The organism is Chitinophaga sp. S165, from assembly GCF_003182155.1.
GTDB lineage: Bacteria > Bacteroidota > Bacteroidia > Chitinophagales > Chitinophagaceae > Chitinophaga.
This window is the reverse complement of record NZ_QGTG01000004.1, coordinates 127454-144403: the sequence shown is the minus strand read 5'-3', so window position 1 is coordinate 144403 and position 16950 is coordinate 127454. Positions and strand designations below refer to the sequence as shown.

The window sequence follows — 16950 nt, the reverse complement described above, 5'->3', positions numbered from 1 at the left end:
TTAAAAAAATGCCGCTCAGAATATACAAAAAAAGACCCGGGCAGCTGATATTTATTAAAATATTGTCGCTAGTTTTAATCCAGTTCTACGGACTGCTTACAAACATATACATTAATCAGTAATTTTATATATGGCCTATATAAAAATACCCACTTCTTTTAATATAGAACTTGAATTTGAGACAGCCAAACTCATCCAGCGCTTTCTTGCCTGGCTGTTTGACTGTCTTATCAGACTGGTGTATGGCATCGCATTGGTGTATACGGTGAGAAACCTTCAATTGGGAGAGACCTATTCCTATGTGGTATATTTCTTTTTCGGCATTCTGCCCATAATGCTCTATTTCCTTGTTTTTGAGATCCTTATGAACGGGCAGACGCCGGGTAAGCTGGTGATGAACATTAAAGTGAGGAATATGCAGGGGGGTAAACCGAGTATCAGCCAGCACCTGATCAGATGGCTGTTCCGCATGCTGGAAACGCCTTATATTTTCTGGAACGGTATTATTCCTATTATAGCCATAGTAAGGTCTCCGTATGATCAACGCATCGGGGATATTGTAGCGGGAACGATCGTAGTGAGCACCAAAACAAAGGCCAGCCTGGCTGAGACAATTTTCAGGGACATGTCTGCAGTGGACTATCAGCCGCGTTTCCCTCAGATCCTTAAGTTGTCTGACAGGGATATGAACAAGATCAAAACGCTGATGGACCAGGCCATTAAGTCGAATAATGCGGAGCTGGCGGCCCGGGTGGCATACCGCGTAAAGGATGTGCTGGACATTAAAACGGATATGCAGCCGGAGGAGTTCCTGGAAACGGTATTAAATGACTATAACTATTATACTACCCGATAGAAAAATGCCGGTCGCCAAAGAAATGGCAACCGGCAAGGTAACTATTATGGCAAAAAGTAATTAAACAGCGGTAGTACCTATACTGCCGATCTGGCTATCCAGTGCGGGACCTGCGGGACGGCCGGCAGGACCGATATAATGGATGTCCCTGCTAAAGGCGAGGATAGGATAAAATATCATAGGCAGGAAAATGAGCCCGATTGTAAACCCGACGTCTTTTCCGAAGCTCTTGCTGAAATCATGTGTTATCATGATGGGAAGAACAATCCATCCGTAAATAGGGATCAGGAACATGAAAATATACCACCAGGGTTTTCCTACAATCTCCAGCATCACAATTGCGCTGTAAATAGGGACAATCGAAGCCCAGCCGGGTTTACCAGCCTTTTCAAATATCTTCCAGCCGCAAACGACCATTAATACGATAACAGCCAGATAAATTACCATAAAGAAAATGAATGCTCCGCCCATAGCTGCGGCAGCGCCTGAAGACTCGTATGAAACGTCTTGCATAATTAAAGGTTTAGGTTTAAGGTTGATGATGTATAAATAATGAACATTATACCTGGTAAATGGTAGTTTATTGAATGTTTTTTATGGAACATGGAGCTACAGTAAGCTTCAACCGGTCACTTTGTACAGGAATTATAACATCAAATGGCACAGAATTGATCACTGCAGACAGCTTTTTTTGTTCACTTTTTTAAATTTTTCTGATAATTCTTCTCTCAGGATTTGTTATTTATTCCAATTAGTGTACATTTGCACCCGGCAAGTCTTATACGACCAGCTCCTGCTGAACTCCCCCAGGACAGGAATGTAGCAAGGGTAGGCGGTTGTAGCGGTGCGATGTAAGTAACTTGCCGTTTTTTTTTTTCTTTTTTTTCCAGGCCATCAGTCAATAGGTTCAGGTGATACCATTACTCTCATTCAATAAAGAATGGCCTGCGATACTACCCAATGCATTTCAGCTGTTTATTTCGTGATTGTCCGTTTTCTGTCTTGATTCCAAATGAATCAGTGAGTACTGTTGATTATATATTATTTGTTCCGTACTATTGTGGCGGCATTTATTAAAAAGGACTAAATCATTTCACAATGAAATTCTTCATAGATACTGCAAACCTTGCGCAGATAAAAGAAGCAAACGACCTGGGCGTTCTTGACGGTGTTACCACCAATCCTTCCCTGATGGCTAAAGAAGGCATCAAAGGCGAAGCGAACATCCTCAAACATTATGAAACAATTTGCGAGCTGGTAGACGGTCCTATCAGTGCAGAAGTATTGTCCACCGAGTTCAACGCGATCGTTGAAGAAGGTAAGAAACTGGCTGCTATCCACCCGAACATCGTGGTGAAAGTGCCAATGATCAAGGACGGTGTGAAAGCGCTGAAATGGTTCACCGACAACGGTATCAAAACAAACTGTACGCTGGTATTCTCTGCGGGTCAGGCTTTACTCGCCGCTAAAGCAGGTGCTACGTACTTATCTCCTTTCATCGGTCGTATTGATGATACAAACTGGGATGGCGTTGAACTGATCGCTCAGATAGCACAGATCTACAGCATTCAGGGCTTCAAAACTGAAATCCTGGCAGCTTCTATCCGTAACCCACTGCACATCATCAAATGTGCTGAAGCCGGTGCTGATGTTTGTACATGTCCGCTGGATTCAATCCTGGGTCTCCTGAAACACCCGCTGACTGATATCGGTCTGGCTAAGTTCCTGGATGACGCTAAGAAAATGTAATCTTATTTTTAGATGGTATACTCCCCGGTGCACGCCATGCATCGGGGATTTTTTTTGTTGGTACGGGGGGATAAACATTCGTTTCCATACTGGACGGTAAACATTCAACCGATTAGAACAGGACCTCAAACATTCAACCCTGGGTTATCATTTGGGGCTACAAACAAAGCAATTCCTGACGGAGTTGACCGAAGCGAATAATAGTTTTGTTTATAGAATTCTTTAACATTCTCATAATATACTTTCATTATTTTCTGAAAGTATTGTAATTTTGAGATGCATTTATAATTTCCGGCGTTTGAATACATAGTGTCGCAAGACATTAGCACGTTCATTTTGAATTTAATTCTTTGATCGCTAAATGATTGTATTATGATTCAGCCGAATATCCCGGAAACAGGAATGCCCCGAGTAGTAATTGTAGGTGGCGGTTTTGGTGGTATTAACCTTGCCAAAAAACTCAAAAACGCCCCAGTACAGATCGTAATGCTGGACCGGAACAACTACCATCTCTTTCAACCCCTCCTCTACCAGGTATCTACAGCCGGTCTTGAAACTGATAGTATTGCTTTTCCACTTCGCGGGATCTTTAAACACCAATCCAACTTTTTCTTCCGTATGGCCGAAGTGACCGGCGTACGTCCTGAAGAGAATATACTGGAGACAGGCATCGGAGAGCTACGTTACGACTACCTTGTACTTGCTACTGGCAGCACTACCAACTTCTTTGGCAACAAGATCATTGAGGAACATGCTATCGGCATGAAGTCGCTCATTGAAGCAGTACAGATCCGTAACTATGTGATCAAGCAGTTCGAAGAAAGCCTGTTGCTGAAAGACGAAGAACAGGTCAAAGCTAAACTGAACTTCGTAATGGTAGGCGGCGGCCCTACAGGTGTAGAGCTGGCCGGTGCTTTCGCTGAACTGCGTAAATACATAATGCCAAAAGATTACCCGGAACTACCGGTATCGCTCATGAACATCTACCTCATTGAAGGCAGCAACCGTATACTGAACAGCATGAGTGAACACTCTTCTGCGAAATCGCTGGAAAGCCTGGAGAAGCTGGGTGTGAAAGTATTATGTAATGCGGTAGTAAAAGAATATGACGGCAAGACACTGACGTTGAGCAATGGCGAAACACTGAAAACCCAGTCGCTGTTATGGGCGGCAGGTGTGAAAGGTATACCGGTAGCTGGCATTCCACAGGAATCAATATTACCTAACGGCCGTATACAGGTAAACGAATTTAACCAGGTAAACGGCACACTGAATATCTATGCGATTGGTGATATTGCCCAGATGACGACCGATCCTAAGTTCCCGAGAGGCTTTCCGATGGTGGCACAGGTGGCCATTCAGCAGGGTGGTAATTTAGCGGAGAACATTGTGAAGATGGTAAAATCTGCAGGTAAAGGACTGAAAGCCTTTAAGTATAATGACCTCGGCAGTATGGCCACTATCGGCCGTAACCATGCGGTAGCTGAGTTTGCAGGTATGAAGCTGAGCGGCTTTATGGCCTGGATGGTATGGATGGTGGTACACCTCCTGAGCCTTCTTGGTTTCAGGAACAAACTGGTGGTGCTCAGTAACTGGTTTTACCGGTACTTTACCTTTGACCGTGGTACACGTATTATCATTAAACGTGGCGCTGCAAATATTGTAAAGCTGCGTCAAACCGTTGTCAGCTAAACATTTGGCGGAACGTACGCTACGCAGCATAACATCCGCAGTAATAAAAAAACGCGTCCATAGTACATCATGCTATGGACGCGTTGCTTTTTATGTAGTTACTTATTTCCTGCTTAATATTGAATTCAGCGTTGTTGTAGTTACCAGTTCATCAGCACGTCCACCTAACGCCCGGTAATAAACGAGGATAGTATAATTGTCCTCTGCTTCCCACCAGTTGCCTTCTGTCAATTCAGTGCTGGGTTTACTTCCCATCCTTGTATCATCTACTAATGCATACTGGTAGTTATAAAAACCCTGTTTGAGGAACAGTGAGCCTTCATATGCCCTGCTGGCTGGATTGTACACCATTCTGCTATTATCGTCACACTCATAGTTTGTAAGCTCACCAATAATATACATGCTGTAACCTGCGTAAGGTTCCGGCACCGGAAAATTGAAATGTACCGTGGCATAATCTCCTTCAAAGAACGGGTTATAATCATCCAGTGTGGCCAGGTAGTACAGGCCATTGATATCTTTGATGAACTGGTACATTTTATTACCTCTTTCGATATCAGGCATGGCGTAGACATCGGTATGATCTTTTGCATACTCTGTAGTCCTCACCCGCTCTGTCTGTAAACGGAAGCTGCGAAGATCTATCCAGCGCCATTCCTTACCGGCCGGCATAACAGCATCTACTTCCCAGTTGTATTCAAGCACAGTGCCTTTAATAAACAAGGGACGAGGGAATTTAATTGCGTTATCCCAACGGTAGTTCTGCAGGATAACCACTTTCGTCTGATCGAAGGGGTTCACGATATTCAGTCCGGCGGTATTCACGGAAAAGTTGATCCTATGGTGTGTCCTGAAGATCTTTGGAGTAACGGGTTGCTGCACGAAGCCGCTCACGCTGGCCTTATTACCTACCACCAGCATACGGCGTGTTAATACCAGCTGACTGGTATCGCTGTCCAGGTAAACCTTCAGCAGGTAATTACCTGATCTTGTAGGATAACAGTTCGCGTTTGGTAGCTGTACGGTATAGTGGGTATATTTCTGTAAAGCAATACTGGAGAACCGGTAATCCTGGATCCTGTTTTCGGAAAAGCCGCGCAGGTATTCCACCTGATTGATCTGTGCGGGCGCCCAGTCAGCATTACATAACACGTATGTATAGAAGTAGTTCTTTACATCGTTATCCATGTCGTCAAAACTCAATTCCAGTCTTTCACTGCCATTGAGGGTAATAATGGGATAACTCAGCTGATCGCCAGCCTGGTTCAGCTTAACAGACCGGATATTACTATAATAAACATGGTCCGGACCAATAGTGTTTTCCTGCGCTACAGTTGGCAGAACGTATGCCAGTAAACACATTACCAGTATACAGAAGAGGGATTTTAACTTCATAATCGCGTTTCAAGTAAACATTAAGGTACTATTTTTTCAACTTGCAGCAGGCACCTTCCTTTATGAGCGGCCGGCTGTTTATGATTATATTCAATACATTTGTCTTATGATTTTGCCTGCCTTCATTGCCAAGAGAATAGCCTTTAACCGGTATTCCTCGTTTTCAAAGTTCATTATCAACATAGCTATTGCAGCTACGGGGATAAGCGTGGCGGTAATGATACTGGCGGTGGCATTGGTGAACGGCTTCCAGGAAGTGATCCAACAGAAAATATTCAGTTTCTGGGGGCATATGCACATTACACAGTATCAGCCCAATGCCGGTCCGCTGACAGAACAAATTCCCTTCCCGGCAGACACCTTCATGGTAAAGCATCTCAAAGAGATACCAGGTATTAATACAGTAAACGCTTATGCGACCAAATCTGCTATAATAAAAGCAGAAAAAGATCTGGAAGGCGTTATTTTAAAAGGTGTGGACCGTCATTATGACTGGGACCACCTGAAGCAATTCCTGCAGGAGGGTTCTCCCATTCACTATAACGACAGTAGTTATGCCCAGGAGATACTTATTTCGGCAAGACTTGCGAAAGAGTTACAGCTGAAACTCCATGATCCGGTGATCATCTATTTTATTCAGGGTGCAGGACAACCGCCCAGGGCGCGTAAGCTGACCATCAGCGGCATATATAAAACAGGCATTGAAGAATATGACAAGACATATGTATTGGGAGATCTTGAACTGATCCGTAAGCTCAATAACTGGGAACCGGGCAGCGTTGGCGGATATGAGATCTTTACAGACGATTATCGTCAGCTTAAAGAAGTGGGAACAGCGGCCTATGAAGTGATACCCGATAAACTCTTCCTCCGTTCCATCGAAGAGATCTATCCCAACATCTTTGCCTGGCTGCGCTTACAGAGTAAAAATGAGGATATTATCCTTTGGATCATGTCTATCGTAGCGTCAATCAATATGATCACTGCATTGCTCATACTTATTCTTGAGCGGACAAACATGATCGGTATTCTGAAAGCGCTGGGCATGCGTAATTTCAACATCCAGGCGATATTCATTACCCAGGCGGCGTACATTGTCATAGCCGGAATTATTCTGGGAAATATTCTGGGCCTCGGTCTGGCGTTCCTGCAGCAAACAACCGGGTTCTTTAAACTGCCGGAAGAATCTTACTACATGTCTGTAGCGGCTATTTCGCTGAAATGGTGGCAGGTGGTATTGATCGACGTTTGTACGTTAGCTGTTTCCGTGGTAGTATTGATCGTACCTTCTCTCATTATCGAAAAAATCACACCGGTGAAAGCCATTCAATTTAAGTGATCATTGATGATGATAAAAGAAGAAGTCCATAGCGCTCAGTGCTATGGACTTCTTCTTTTATAACTTAGTTCAAACATTATCATACTAACAATCTTCCACAGATAATACCAGCAGCAACACCGGCATTCAAGGATTCAGCTCCTCCCAGTCTTGGAATGGTGATTTTGTGTGTACTGGCAGCAATTACCGCGTCACTTAGTCCGCGGGACTCATTCCCTATCAGGATAATCCCTTCATTTAGTTTCGTGAATTGCGTGATATCTGTACCATGCAGGGTGGCGGCGTATGACGGTACTCCTGCCTGCTGTAATAAAGTAACGATATCACTTTCCAGGACATGTACACGGGCGATGCTTCCCATGGTAGCCTGGATCGTCTTTGGATTATAGGCGTCCACACAGTCGGGCGAGCAAATGATCTGACGGATACCGAACCAGTCGGCTATACGAATGATCGTGCCCATATTACCAGGGTCCTGGATAGTTTCCAGGGCCAGCGAAACCTTTCCTTTTAAAGCTGCCAGGTCTACGCTTGCAGATCCCGGGATATCCAGGAGGGCCAATGCCTGATTAGGTGTCGTGAGGGCAGACAATTGTTTCAGGACACTTTCTTCTACTTCGGCAACAGCTACTGCCGGCGTGCGGTCAAGCAAAGACCTATGAGTACTGATCCATGCGGCAGTTGCATATACCTCCTTCACCGGAATGCCTTCCTGTAGCAGCTCCGGAACGATCTTATCTCCTTCAGCAATGAACTGGCCGGATTTTTGACGGTATTTTTTATGCTGTAATGATTGAATATACTTAATTTGCGCCTTCGACAACATAGAGCCAAACCTACATGAATTCTTTTAATCGGCAAAGCCACGCGGACTGGCCTCTATGGAAATAAACAGAAAACAAAGCTTCTAACTATTAATAATTGTATTGACTCTGATGCAGCAGCGGCCACATAGTTCCCTTTTCAATTATCTGAACTATATAATCATCCTGATGACCACTCTGGCGCTGGCTGCTTGTTCCAATACCAAATACCTGCAAAAGAATCAGCTGCTTTATGTCGATGCAGATGTCGATGTGAAAGGAGAAGCGTCCTCAATAGAAAAACAGGACATCCGCTCTTCTCTGACTTCCAAACAACTGATGATGCAACAGTCCAATACCCTGCTTATGGGCACCCGTTTCAAGGTTTGGCTGTACAACCAGAAGTATAATGAGAAAAAGTCCAACTGGTTCTGGAACCTGATGCTCGCTCCGAGGAACCTGGAAGAGCCGATGATCTACGATTCCATGAAGACCAAAGAATCTGTCAAGCGCATGGTCAGCTACCTGAATAATCAGGGGTATTTCTATGCTACGGTAGATTACGAGGAATCTATCAAACGACAGAAAGTCAATGTTACCTACAAGGTCAATACCGGTAAGAACTTCGTGATCAATAAGATCCGTTATGAAATACCGGATACCAATCTGCTGAAACTGGTCAAAGAAAGTGAATCGCTTGCCCTGGTTAAGTCAGGCATGGCCTACAAACAGGAAGTGCTTGGCAGTGAACGTGAAAGGCTGATGCGTGTGATACGCAATGCCGGCTATTACAAGTTTGACCGTGACGCTATTGAATTTGAGATCGATACCCTGCATAAAACACTGTTCCGCAACCTGATGAACCCTTTCGAAGGGATCGTGAACGTGTATAATGAGCGTAAGGGAATGGACAGGCCTAAAATGGATATTACGGTGAAGATCTGGAATCCGGAAGATTCATCTATCCGCTATCAGCAGTACACACTGGACAGCATCATTGCTTACCCGGATTATCCTTCTTACGGCAGTACCGCCGATTCAATGTTTAAGACCACCACACGACGGGGCCTGGTGATCCGCTACCGCCAGGACATTCTGAAGCCGGCCGTACTTTACAGGTCTGTATTGTTGAAAAAGAATGAACGCTTTTCCCAGCAGCGCACCAATGACGCTATTAACCGCCTTTACGATCTGGGCGCCTGGCAGTTCGTAAACCTGCAATACCGGGAAAGGAAAGACACGCCGAATACGCTGAACACTTATATTTTTATGACTCCTAAAAGGCGCCAGGAAATCGGGGCCAACTTTGAGGTCAGCACCAGTTCCGACTATCCATTGGGTAGTGGCGTCAGCCTGAGCTACCGGCATCTGAACGTCGGCCGTTCAGCTACCCAGCTGAATGTAAGTCTGAATACGGGTATTGAGCTGATCCGGACGCAAAATAAATGGATGCTGCAATCGCAGGAAATAGGCGGACAGGTCAGCCTGATCTTCCCACGGTTCATTACACCTTTCCGTATTGCACAGCGCAGTAAGTCGACCGTACGTACCAGGCTTACTACGGGTATCGATTATCTGACCCGTTCGGAGAAGTTCTATATTTCCAACGTGAATGCCTCTTTCGGGTATGAGTGGAATCAGAGCCTGTATAAACGCTGGATCGTTAAGCCGATCTCCCTGAACTATGTGGGGGTGAACCTGAACTCTTTGTTCAGGGACAGCACTGTGAATAAAAACCCTTATCTGAAAAGAAGTTTCGAACCGGTGTTTATCGGCGGTGAGAACGTAACATATATCTACAGCAACAACGATTTGCTGCACAGGAACCATTATTCCTACTTCCGGGCCAATATCGAAGAGTCCGGCGGTTGGCTGAACGGCATTAACAGTCTCTGGGGAAGTATATCCGGTAAGGGAACAAACCTGGAGAGCCTGACCAATATGCCGATCGCGAATTTCCTCAAACTGGAGGCAGACTACAGGCACTACTGGACATTGACGAATCATACCACCCTGGCCACCCGCATTTATGGTGGTGTAGGTATTCCCTACGGAAAATCGGATGTAATGCCATACATCCGCCAGTTTACTGCCGGCGGACCTAATAGTATCCGTGCCTGGCGGCTCCGTACGCTTGGACCGGGCATCTTCAAGGATAGTTCCATCACTGCCAGTAACTTCCCCGACCAGACCGGCGATATGAAACTGGAGGGAAATATAGAATACCGCTTTGACCTTTTGCGTCTGTTTAACGGCAGTATCAATCTTAAAGGCGCGACCTTCCTCGACATGGGAAATATCTGGATGTTGCGGAAGGATACTATTCGTGCGGGAGGTGAGTTCAGGCTGAAAAACCTCTATCGTGACCTTGCTATCGGTACCGGTGCCGGGTTAAGGCTTGACTTTTCGTTCTTCCTGATCAGGCTTGACTGGGGGGTACCGGTGAAGGTTCCTTACTTCACAGGGAACAAAAACGGATGGTATCTTAGCGAGTGGCACCTCGGAAACTCGCAGTGGAGAAGGGATAATATTATCTGGAACGTGGCGATAGGGTATCCGTTCTAATGCCGGTCCCGGCAGGTGGTGACAATTGACCCGGCAGGGCTGATCTGGTTTTATCCGGGGGATATTACCAGATCTTATCTGAAAGGAAAAAATATGTATCAGGATTAAAAGTACGCTTTATACATGCCTTATACACGACGCATACATGAGACATACACGACGCATCCCTGGACTTGAACAGGTAAAAGCGTACTTTTTATGTTAGCCTTCCTTTACCTTTTCGATGAATTTCTCAATTTCCCAGGCATCCTCTAATTTGAACTCCCCTATCCTTGTACGGCAAAGGCCGCTCATATAACCACCTACACCGAGCGCAGCGCCAAAGTCGTTGGCCAGGGAGCGGATGTAAGTACCTGTGCTACAAACCACCCGGAAGTAGATAACCGGCATTTCTATTTTAGTGATCTCAAATTCTTTGATGAATACGGTACGGGGTTCCACTTTCACTTCGACACCTTTACGCGCCAGTTCATAAATAGGCTTTCCGTTTTGTTTAATAGCGGAATGTATCGGGGGAAGCTGTTGCTGTTCACCCAGGAACTGGCGGGTAGCAGCGTGAATGCTCTCCTCGGTGATACCGTCCAGGGGTTTGAAGTCTGTCGGTTCAGATTCAAGATCGTAGGTAGGCGTAACCGCGCCTATTGTGAAAGTGCCGGTATATTCTTTCTCCTGCGCCTGGTATTCGTTGATCTTTTTAGTCATTTTACCGGTACAGCAGATCAGTAATCCGGTCGCCAATGGATCGAGGGTTCCGGCATGACCGGTTTTGGCCTTTGTGGTATTCCTGATCTTTCTTACGACGTCGAAAGAGGTCCATTTCAACGGCTTATTGATAAGCACTACCTGTCCTTCTTCGTAAATATTCTTTTCTGCTGTCTGATTCATCGTGCAAAGATAATAGAAACCCGGAATGCCGCATTCATCCTATAATACACCATACTGGTATGAAATATGCACTTTTTCACTATTTTCACGCAATTTTCATAATATGTCTTTAGTACAACACAGCAACGCGAATGTCAGGTATCAGCAACAGGTGGATAATTCCATTAATTATGTGCTGCCTTTTATAGATGCAGCCATGCCGGTAACACCGGATCTCCGGATAATGGAAATAGGCTGTGGTGAAGGGGGCGTATTGATCCCTTTCCTGGAAAGAGGCTGCCATTGCGTGGGTGTGGACCTCTCCGACGATAAGATCGCACTGGCGCATGATTACCTGAAGCAATATGTTGATGCGGGTAATTTACAACTCATCAACAAAAATATTTATGACGTTGATTTTCTGGGTGAATTCAAACACTCTTTTGATCTCATCATACTGAAGGATGCAATTGAACATATTCCGGACCAGGCGAAGATCATAGGATATCTGAAAAACCTGCTCACTCCCCGCGGACAGGTATACTTCGGCTTTCCGCCCTGGTATATGCCACATGGCGGTCACCAGCAGACCTGCGAAAGCAAAGTGCTCAATATGATGCCTTATATTCATTTGCTACCTAATCCGCTTTATAGAGGCGTTTTAAAGGCATTTGGAGAGCCGCCTAACATTATTACGGAATTGATGGAGATCAAGGAAACAGGGATATCTATTGAGCGTTTTGAGCGTATTGTGGAGAAAGAAGGATACAGCATCACAAAAAAACAATTCTACCTGATCAATCCTATTTACAAATATAAGTTTGGTTTGAAACCACGCCTGCAATGGGGGCCTGTAGCGGGTATTCCTTTCGTAAGGAATTTTCTGACCACCTGTGTCTATTATATGATCAAGGCGGTGTAGTGAAGAGCATTGATGTGAATCGTCATAAGATCATCTACCGAAAGAATAATTTATAACGATAAAAAGAAAAAGCTCCTAATGGGAGCTTTTCTTTTATAATGATGTTAGTTATTAACATTTTAACCTTACTTCTATCGTTCATTCCAGATCTCCCAGCTTGCTTCGGCCTGTAGGATGAGCATTTCATGACCATTCTTGATAGTAGCTCCTTTGTCGACGCCTTTCTGAAGGAAAGCTGTTACTGCGGGATTATAGATAAGATCGTACAACAAATGTTTATCTGTCAGTTGCTCATATGGTAACGCAGGTGCAGCATCGACATTAGGGTACATACCTAAGGGGGTCGTGTTGATGATGAGCGTATGGGAAGCCATCATACCGGCATCGAGTTGTTCATAAGCGATCGTATCAGCACCAGCCTGGCGGCTCACCAGTTTATAAGGGATGTTCAGGTTTTCCAGCACGTATTGTACGGCTTTGGCCGCTCCACCTGTACCAAGTACCAGGGCCTTATTATGATGAGATTTCAGTAGAGGTTCCAACGATCTTCTGAAGCCGATAGCATCTGTGTTATAACCTACCCTGCGACCATCTTTGAACCGGATGCAGTTAACAGCACCTATCTGCGCAGCGGCAGGACTTAGTTCATCGAGGTAAGGCATTACCACCTGCTTGTAGGGAATGGTAACGTTCAGCCCTTGCAGGTCTGTCTGTTGTGCTATTAAAGCCGGCAGTTCCTCTATAGCTGGTATAGGGAAGCTTTCGTACATACATTCTTTGATACCTTCACGGGCAAACTTCTCGGCGAAAAAGCCTTTGGAGAATGAGTGACTGAGCGGATATCCGATAAGACCGTAAACCCTCATAAAGATTGATTATGCTTTATCCAGGAACAGGTGGAAAGTATCTCCTCTAAGACCGATACGCATTGCTTCCAGGGAGATCACTTCATGAGGTGCGAGGTTACCCAGGTTCACGTTACAACCGATCAGCTCCAGGAAATATAACTGCTGCGCTTTTTGTGGCGCTTCCCAGATGATCTTTTCTGAAGGGACTTTGGTCAGGATTTCCTGTACCAGGCCTTCCCTTACTTCACCGGAACCACGATAGATACCTACGTTACCGCTCTCACGGGCTTCAGCGATCACATAGGTAGCACCAGCGCCCAGTTCAGCGTTCATCAGTTCGATCCATTTGTAGGGAGGGATGATATGTTCTGCATCTTTAGAACCTACTTCACTCAGCACGACAGCAATCTTGGCCAGTTTCTCGATATAACCGCATTTTTCAGCATGCGGGATGGTAATGGAACCATCAGATACTTCAATATGTTTGATACCGTAATCTTTGATCACACTAACAAATTCATCGAACTGATTACGGATTAAAAATGCTTCAAATAAAGTTCCGCCGAAATATACAGGGATGTTGGCAGACTGGTATAATTCAATTTTCTGGCGCAGGTTAGGTGTTACAAACGAAGTTCCGAAACCCAGCTTAAGGATATCGACATGAGGAGACGCTACCGATAAAAAGTTCTTAGCTTCTTCCAAACTTAATCCTTTATCCATCACCATGGTCAACCCATGGTTACGAGGTTTCTTTGTCCGATCGGGAATTTGTGTCAGATTAAAATTCATTTGAACGTTTTTTTTCGTCTTGAGTGTCTGTAAACCAAACAGCTATACTTCACTGGTTTTCCGGAATAGGGAACTACCCATCTTTATTAAAACCGGCGCAAAATTAACATATTCCGGTTAAAGAGTTTCAAATAAAGGATTTTATCGTAAAGAAATTTTCCTATCTCATAAGATACTAAATACCAACAAATTAAAACAAAAAACGCGTAATATATAGTGCTAAATTACAGCACGTTATATTACGCATTTAAGGAACAGTAGTTCCTGATAATAGGTTTATTACTTCCCTTTTTTAGTGCGTTTATACCTGGTGATCAGTTCTACGATACCTGGATGTTGCAATAAAGTCGGGTCGAGCTCGATGAGTTTCTTCACATGTTTTGCATTGACCTGCAGGGCTGTTTCCAGCTGTAACATACCTTCTTTGGACTTGCCGGTAGCGAACATGATAGCTGCCCGGTAGTATTGCAGAACAGGCTTATGTCCTACTTTTTGTGTAGCGGCTTCAAGCTGTATCAGCGCTTCGTCGAAGAAACCGGAAATATACAGTCCGCGGATAAATTCCTGCCATGTGGTAATGCTTGACGGGCGTATACGAACAGCGGCCAGGAGGTGGATCAGGCCTTCTTTGTCTTTGTCCAGTTCAAGGTAGCACTGGCCCAGTGCGATCAGGTATTCGGCGCTGTTCTTATTTATTTTGATAGCGCTCATAATGGACTTGATGGCGTTTTCCCAGTTGGCTTCGGTCATATAAGCAATACCGATCTTATAGTACAGCTTATCATCGCTGGGGCTAAGATGGGATGCTTTACGGTAGTAATAGCGGGCCTGGGTGTATTTACGCTGACGTTCGTAACAATGGCCGATGGCCTCGTAGATAACGTCTTCCGGTTTGGCAATTTCAAGGTGCTTTTTCAGCACGTCAATTGCTTCTGCATATTTACGCAACCTGATATAGGCATCGCCCATATTGCGGTAGGCATAGTCAAATTTCTCATCAATAACGATAGCGTACTGATAAGCATCGATTGCTTTTTCGTACAACTTAAGTCCCTGGTAAGCGGTACCGAGATTAAACCAGGCCAGCTGGTTGTAGGGATGTTCGTTGATGATGTTAGTATGGAGGCGGATACTTTCTTCGTTCCGGCCGGTAAACTCGGTCCAGAAGCAGATCTTGTGCAGGGCCTCTTCATTATTGGGAGCGTGTTCGAGCGTTAAGCGCAAACAGTCAAAAACCTTTTCAAACTCTTCACAGTCGTCATAAACATCTGCCAGTTCCAGTAATAATTCGGTCTTATCTTCTCCTTCAAAAACTGCTATCTGCTCTTCCAGCAAGGCTGCAGCCTTTTCGTGCTGGTTCATTGCGAGGTATACGTCAGTTTGCAGAATGTACAGGTTGATATCGGTACTATCCAGTATGGCTGCTTTTTCGAGCAGGTCCATTGCTTCCTGGTATTTCTTTGATTCTATGAGTAGATTGGCCTTTTTGAGTAAGAGAGTGGAAGAATAAGGGAACTGTTCAATGGCGATTTCGGCAGCCTGCATGGCATTAGGAAGTTCGTCATGCTCATCATAGTAGTCTATGATCAGTTCGAAAGAATCCTCGTCGAGAAAGGAATGAGACTGGCCAGCTTTCAGGTTTTCAAACTGCTGCAACAAGTCTCTTAACTCCTCAAAATCGTCGTTTAAAAATGGAAAGTCTTGATTCATTAATGTAAATATAAGTATTTTTCGAATCGGGCGTTTATCACTCCGGATATCCCAGATCGGTCTAAATTATTTAACATTACTTTAGGAATTTTTCGTATCTTCGTTAAGAATTTGTTATATAATATATAGAAAAGTTTGTACATTTGTGATACAATGAAACAGATAACTAACATATTGCAGACCTTTTCATTGTCTTTTTTATTGGCTGGCATTCTGGTCATCTCAGGGCTGACAGCTACCGCGAACGATAATTTAACCTCCGATAATAAAGACAAGATAAAGAAGAACGAAACTAAGATCTCCCTGGCAAATTTGTCTGGTAAGACAAACCTGAGCCTTGATGCAGGGTTTCGTTTCCACGGTGCTATGAGCTCCAGCTTTAAACTGTCTGAAAATAATTCCTGGAACTTTAAGTCAGTAATGACTATCAAGAAAGGGAACGTAACATATGTATTGCCATATGCTACACAGATACAGCAGCCTTCCAACATGAACTTTCATCAGCTGCACATAGTGCTTCCATTAAGGAAGAACTGATCACATTGACAATTTGCACTCTGCATAAAAAGAAAAAGGTCCCGTCTGAGACAGGACCTTTTTCTTTTTGCTGTTTATGGTTGCCGCTAAGAATGCGGTTCAAGTTGAGATGTTTGCACGGGTCTGATGCAGATAGTTTTGAAGGTCATTAATGCAAGATGAGACAGCGTTTACAAAAAAGGGTTCCTTTAAAAAACAGAACCCTTTCAAATTATTTGTTAATTGACGTCTGTCAACTTCCCATTTTCATCAATTCATCGCGGCTAATTTCTTTGTACCCCGTTTTAGGCACGTCAAAGAAAGATCCCGGCACAGCATACAGGTCAACCTTAGTCGCCACTACGTGCATTCTGGAGCCGTTTTTATTGATGATCTCAAACTGAAGGGGAATACCTTTCAGATTTACGAACCGGCGGTTATATTGCTTGTTTTCAGGTAATAGATCGGAGGTATAATACACCTCAAAGGTCTGACCATCCGCCATTTTACCAATTGCCTTTTTACAGTTATAACCGGCGATCTGTTTGGTTTCGGAAGCATCTTTGAATTGGACCTGGGTATATTCCTTCAGGTCTTTGGTATATTCTTCCTTACCGGCCCTGATCAGGTATTTATCCCCATGGTTATTAATGAGGGTCACTACTGTTTCTTCGCGGCTATTAATAAGATAGCTGTAGTGTACTGTTTTAAAGTCGATATCCACCCTGCTCAGGTGTCCTTTCATATATTGCGTTAGTGTACCGCCTTCAAATGAGGGATCTGTCTGTGGTGGCGTTTCGATCTTGTAGACGATCTTTGCGTCTGATACCAGTCGCTGGGCAAACAGGCTACCGGTCATCAAACAACAACATAAAAGTGTTAAAAGAGCTTTTTGCATG

15 protein-coding genes and 1 other RNA gene are annotated in these 16950 nt (G+C 44.4%); 8 read left to right on the top strand and 8 right to left on the bottom strand.

Going from position 1 to position 16950, the window contains the following annotated elements:
- Positions 1 to 130 precede the first annotated feature (130 nt).
- Positions 131 to 856 carry an RDD family protein gene (locus tag C7475_RS17900; protein WP_110054767.1) on the top strand — a complete coding sequence of 242 codons (726 nt, stop codon included), beginning with the start codon at positions 131 to 133 and terminating at the stop codon, positions 854 to 856.
- A 60-nt stretch (positions 857 to 916) separates the two neighbouring features.
- On the opposite strand, the gene C7475_RS17895 is transcribed toward C7475_RS17900, so the two are convergent.
- The gene (locus C7475_RS17895) at positions 917 to 1369 is read right to left on the bottom strand and encodes a DUF5684 domain-containing protein (protein ID WP_110054766.1); all 453 of its coding nucleotides are present in this window, start codon (positions 1367 to 1369) and stop codon (positions 917 to 919) included.
- A gap of 256 nt (positions 1370 to 1625) precedes the next feature.
- Here C7475_RS17895 and ffs point away from each other — a divergent pair.
- From ffs to C7475_RS17880, 3 genes are all read left to right on the top strand, one after another.
- Positions 1626 to 1725: signal recognition particle sRNA small type (gene ffs / locus C7475_RS17890), an RNA gene on the top strand.
- Positions 1726 to 1954: 229 nt separating this feature from the next.
- Positions 1955 to 2605, top strand: a complete 651-nt coding sequence (gene fsa, locus C7475_RS17885; protein ID WP_110054765.1) for a fructose-6-phosphate aldolase — start codon at positions 1955 to 1957, stop codon at positions 2603 to 2605.
- 372 nt (positions 2606 to 2977) lie between these two features.
- Positions 2978 to 4297, top strand: coding sequence for an NAD(P)/FAD-dependent oxidoreductase (locus C7475_RS17880; protein ID WP_110054764.1), 1320 nt, complete (start codon positions 2978 to 2980; stop codon positions 4295 to 4297).
- A gap of 102 nt (positions 4298 to 4399) precedes the next feature.
- Here the strand turns inward: C7475_RS17880 and C7475_RS17875 are convergent, their stop codons facing one another.
- Positions 4400 to 5692, bottom strand: coding sequence for a DUF5103 domain-containing protein (locus C7475_RS17875; RefSeq protein ID WP_110054763.1), 1293 nt, complete (start codon positions 5690 to 5692; stop codon positions 4400 to 4402).
- A 106-nt stretch (positions 5693 to 5798) separates the two neighbouring features.
- Here C7475_RS17875 and C7475_RS17870 point away from each other — a divergent pair, with 106 nt between their 5' ends.
- Positions 5799 to 7031: an ABC transporter permease gene (locus C7475_RS17870; RefSeq protein ID WP_110054762.1), complete on the top strand. Its 1233-nt coding sequence runs from the start codon at positions 5799 to 5801 to the stop codon at positions 7029 to 7031.
- Between the two features lie 79 nt (positions 7032 to 7110).
- On the opposite strand, the gene C7475_RS17865 is transcribed toward C7475_RS17870, so the two are convergent.
- Entirely contained in the window at positions 7111 to 7857 is a 747-nt protein-coding gene (locus tag C7475_RS17865) for an RNA methyltransferase (RefSeq protein WP_110054761.1), read from the bottom strand.
- A gap of 109 nt (positions 7858 to 7966) precedes the next feature.
- Here C7475_RS17865 and C7475_RS17860 point away from each other — a divergent pair, with 109 nt between their 5' ends.
- Positions 7967 to 10399 carry a BamA/TamA family outer membrane protein gene (locus tag C7475_RS17860; RefSeq protein ID WP_110054760.1) on the top strand — a complete coding sequence of 811 codons (2433 nt, stop codon included), beginning with the start codon at positions 7967 to 7969 and terminating at the stop codon, positions 10397 to 10399.
- A 201-nt stretch (positions 10400 to 10600) separates the two neighbouring features.
- On the opposite strand, the gene truB is transcribed toward C7475_RS17860, so the two are convergent.
- Complete coding sequence (gene truB, locus C7475_RS17855; protein WP_110054759.1) at positions 10601 to 11284, bottom strand: tRNA pseudouridine(55) synthase TruB; 684 nt, start codon at positions 11282 to 11284, stop codon at positions 10601 to 10603.
- A 103-nt stretch (positions 11285 to 11387) separates the two neighbouring features.
- Here truB and C7475_RS17850 point away from each other — a divergent pair, with 103 nt between their 5' ends.
- Positions 11388 to 12185, top strand: a complete 798-nt coding sequence (locus C7475_RS17850; RefSeq protein WP_110054758.1) for a bifunctional 2-polyprenyl-6-hydroxyphenol methylase/3-demethylubiquinol 3-O-methyltransferase UbiG — start codon at positions 11388 to 11390, stop codon at positions 12183 to 12185.
- 131 nt (positions 12186 to 12316) lie between these two features.
- Here the strand turns inward: C7475_RS17850 and C7475_RS17845 are convergent, their stop codons facing one another.
- From C7475_RS17845 to C7475_RS17835, 3 genes are all read right to left on the bottom strand, one after another.
- Entirely contained in the window at positions 12317 to 13051 is a 735-nt protein-coding gene (locus tag C7475_RS17845; RefSeq protein WP_110054757.1) for a shikimate dehydrogenase, read from the bottom strand.
- Between the two features lie 9 nt (positions 13052 to 13060).
- Positions 13061 to 13825 (bottom strand): phosphosulfolactate synthase, encoded by a 765-nt coding sequence (locus C7475_RS17840; RefSeq protein ID WP_110054756.1) that lies wholly within the window; start codon positions 13823 to 13825, stop codon positions 13061 to 13063.
- 279 nt (positions 13826 to 14104) lie between these two features.
- Positions 14105 to 15535 (bottom strand): tetratricopeptide repeat protein, encoded by a 1431-nt coding sequence (locus tag C7475_RS17835; protein WP_110054755.1) that lies wholly within the window; start codon positions 15533 to 15535, stop codon positions 14105 to 14107.
- 153 nt (positions 15536 to 15688) lie between these two features.
- Here C7475_RS17835 and C7475_RS17830 point away from each other — a divergent pair, with 153 nt between their 5' ends.
- On the top strand, positions 15689 to 16072 hold the full coding sequence (locus tag C7475_RS17830; protein ID WP_110054754.1) for a hypothetical protein: 384 nt from the start codon (positions 15689 to 15691) through the stop codon (positions 16070 to 16072).
- Positions 16073 to 16304: 232 nt separating this feature from the next.
- Here the strand turns inward: C7475_RS17830 and C7475_RS17825 are convergent, their stop codons facing one another.
- Positions 16305 to 16949: a hypothetical protein gene (locus tag C7475_RS17825; protein ID WP_233259888.1), complete on the bottom strand. Its 645-nt coding sequence runs from the start codon at positions 16947 to 16949 to the stop codon at positions 16305 to 16307.
- Between the last annotated feature and the right edge of the window lies 1 nt (position 16950).

Bases quoted from the DNA above. Each gene is read 5' to 3' on its own strand.
- C7475_RS17830 (WP_110054754.1), top strand. From the start codon at position 15,689: ATGAAACAGATAACTAACATATTGCAGACCTTTTCATTGTCTTTTTTA.
- C7475_RS17865 (WP_110054761.1), bottom strand. From the start codon at position 7,857: ATGTTGTCGAAGGCGCAAATTAAGTATATTCAATCATTACAGCATAAA.
- C7475_RS17840 (WP_110054756.1), bottom strand. From the start codon at position 13,825: ATGAATTTTAATCTGACACAAATTCCCGATCGGACAAAGAAACCTCGT.
- C7475_RS17835 (WP_110054755.1), bottom strand. From the start codon at position 15,535: ATGAATCAAGACTTTCCATTTTTAAACGACGATTTTGAGGAGTTAAGA.
- C7475_RS17850 (WP_110054758.1), top strand. From the start codon at position 11,388: ATGTCTTTAGTACAACACAGCAACGCGAATGTCAGGTATCAGCAACAG.
- C7475_RS17870 (WP_110054762.1), top strand. From the start codon at position 5,799: ATGATTTTGCCTGCCTTCATTGCCAAGAGAATAGCCTTTAACCGGTAT.
- C7475_RS17900 (WP_110054767.1), top strand. From the start codon at position 131: ATGGCCTATATAAAAATACCCACTTCTTTTAATATAGAACTTGAATTT.
- fsa (WP_110054765.1), top strand. From the start codon at position 1,955: ATGAAATTCTTCATAGATACTGCAAACCTTGCGCAGATAAAAGAAGCA.
- C7475_RS17860 (WP_110054760.1), top strand. From the start codon at position 7,967: ATGCAGCAGCGGCCACATAGTTCCCTTTTCAATTATCTGAACTATATA.
- C7475_RS17875 (WP_110054763.1), bottom strand. From the start codon at position 5,692: ATGAAGTTAAAATCCCTCTTCTGTATACTGGTAATGTGTTTACTGGCA.
- C7475_RS17880 (WP_110054764.1), top strand. From the start codon at position 2,978: ATGATTCAGCCGAATATCCCGGAAACAGGAATGCCCCGAGTAGTAATT.
- C7475_RS17895 (WP_110054766.1), bottom strand. From the start codon at position 1,369: ATGCAAGACGTTTCATACGAGTCTTCAGGCGCTGCCGCAGCTATGGGC.
- C7475_RS17845 (WP_110054757.1), bottom strand. From the start codon at position 13,051: ATGAGGGTTTACGGTCTTATCGGATATCCGCTCAGTCACTCATTCTCC.
- C7475_RS17825 (WP_233259888.1), bottom strand. From the start codon at position 16,949: ATGCAAAAAGCTCTTTTAACACTTTTATGTTGTTGTTTGATGACCGGT.
- truB (WP_110054759.1), bottom strand. From the start codon at position 11,284: ATGAATCAGACAGCAGAAAAGAATATTTACGAAGAAGGACAGGTAGTG.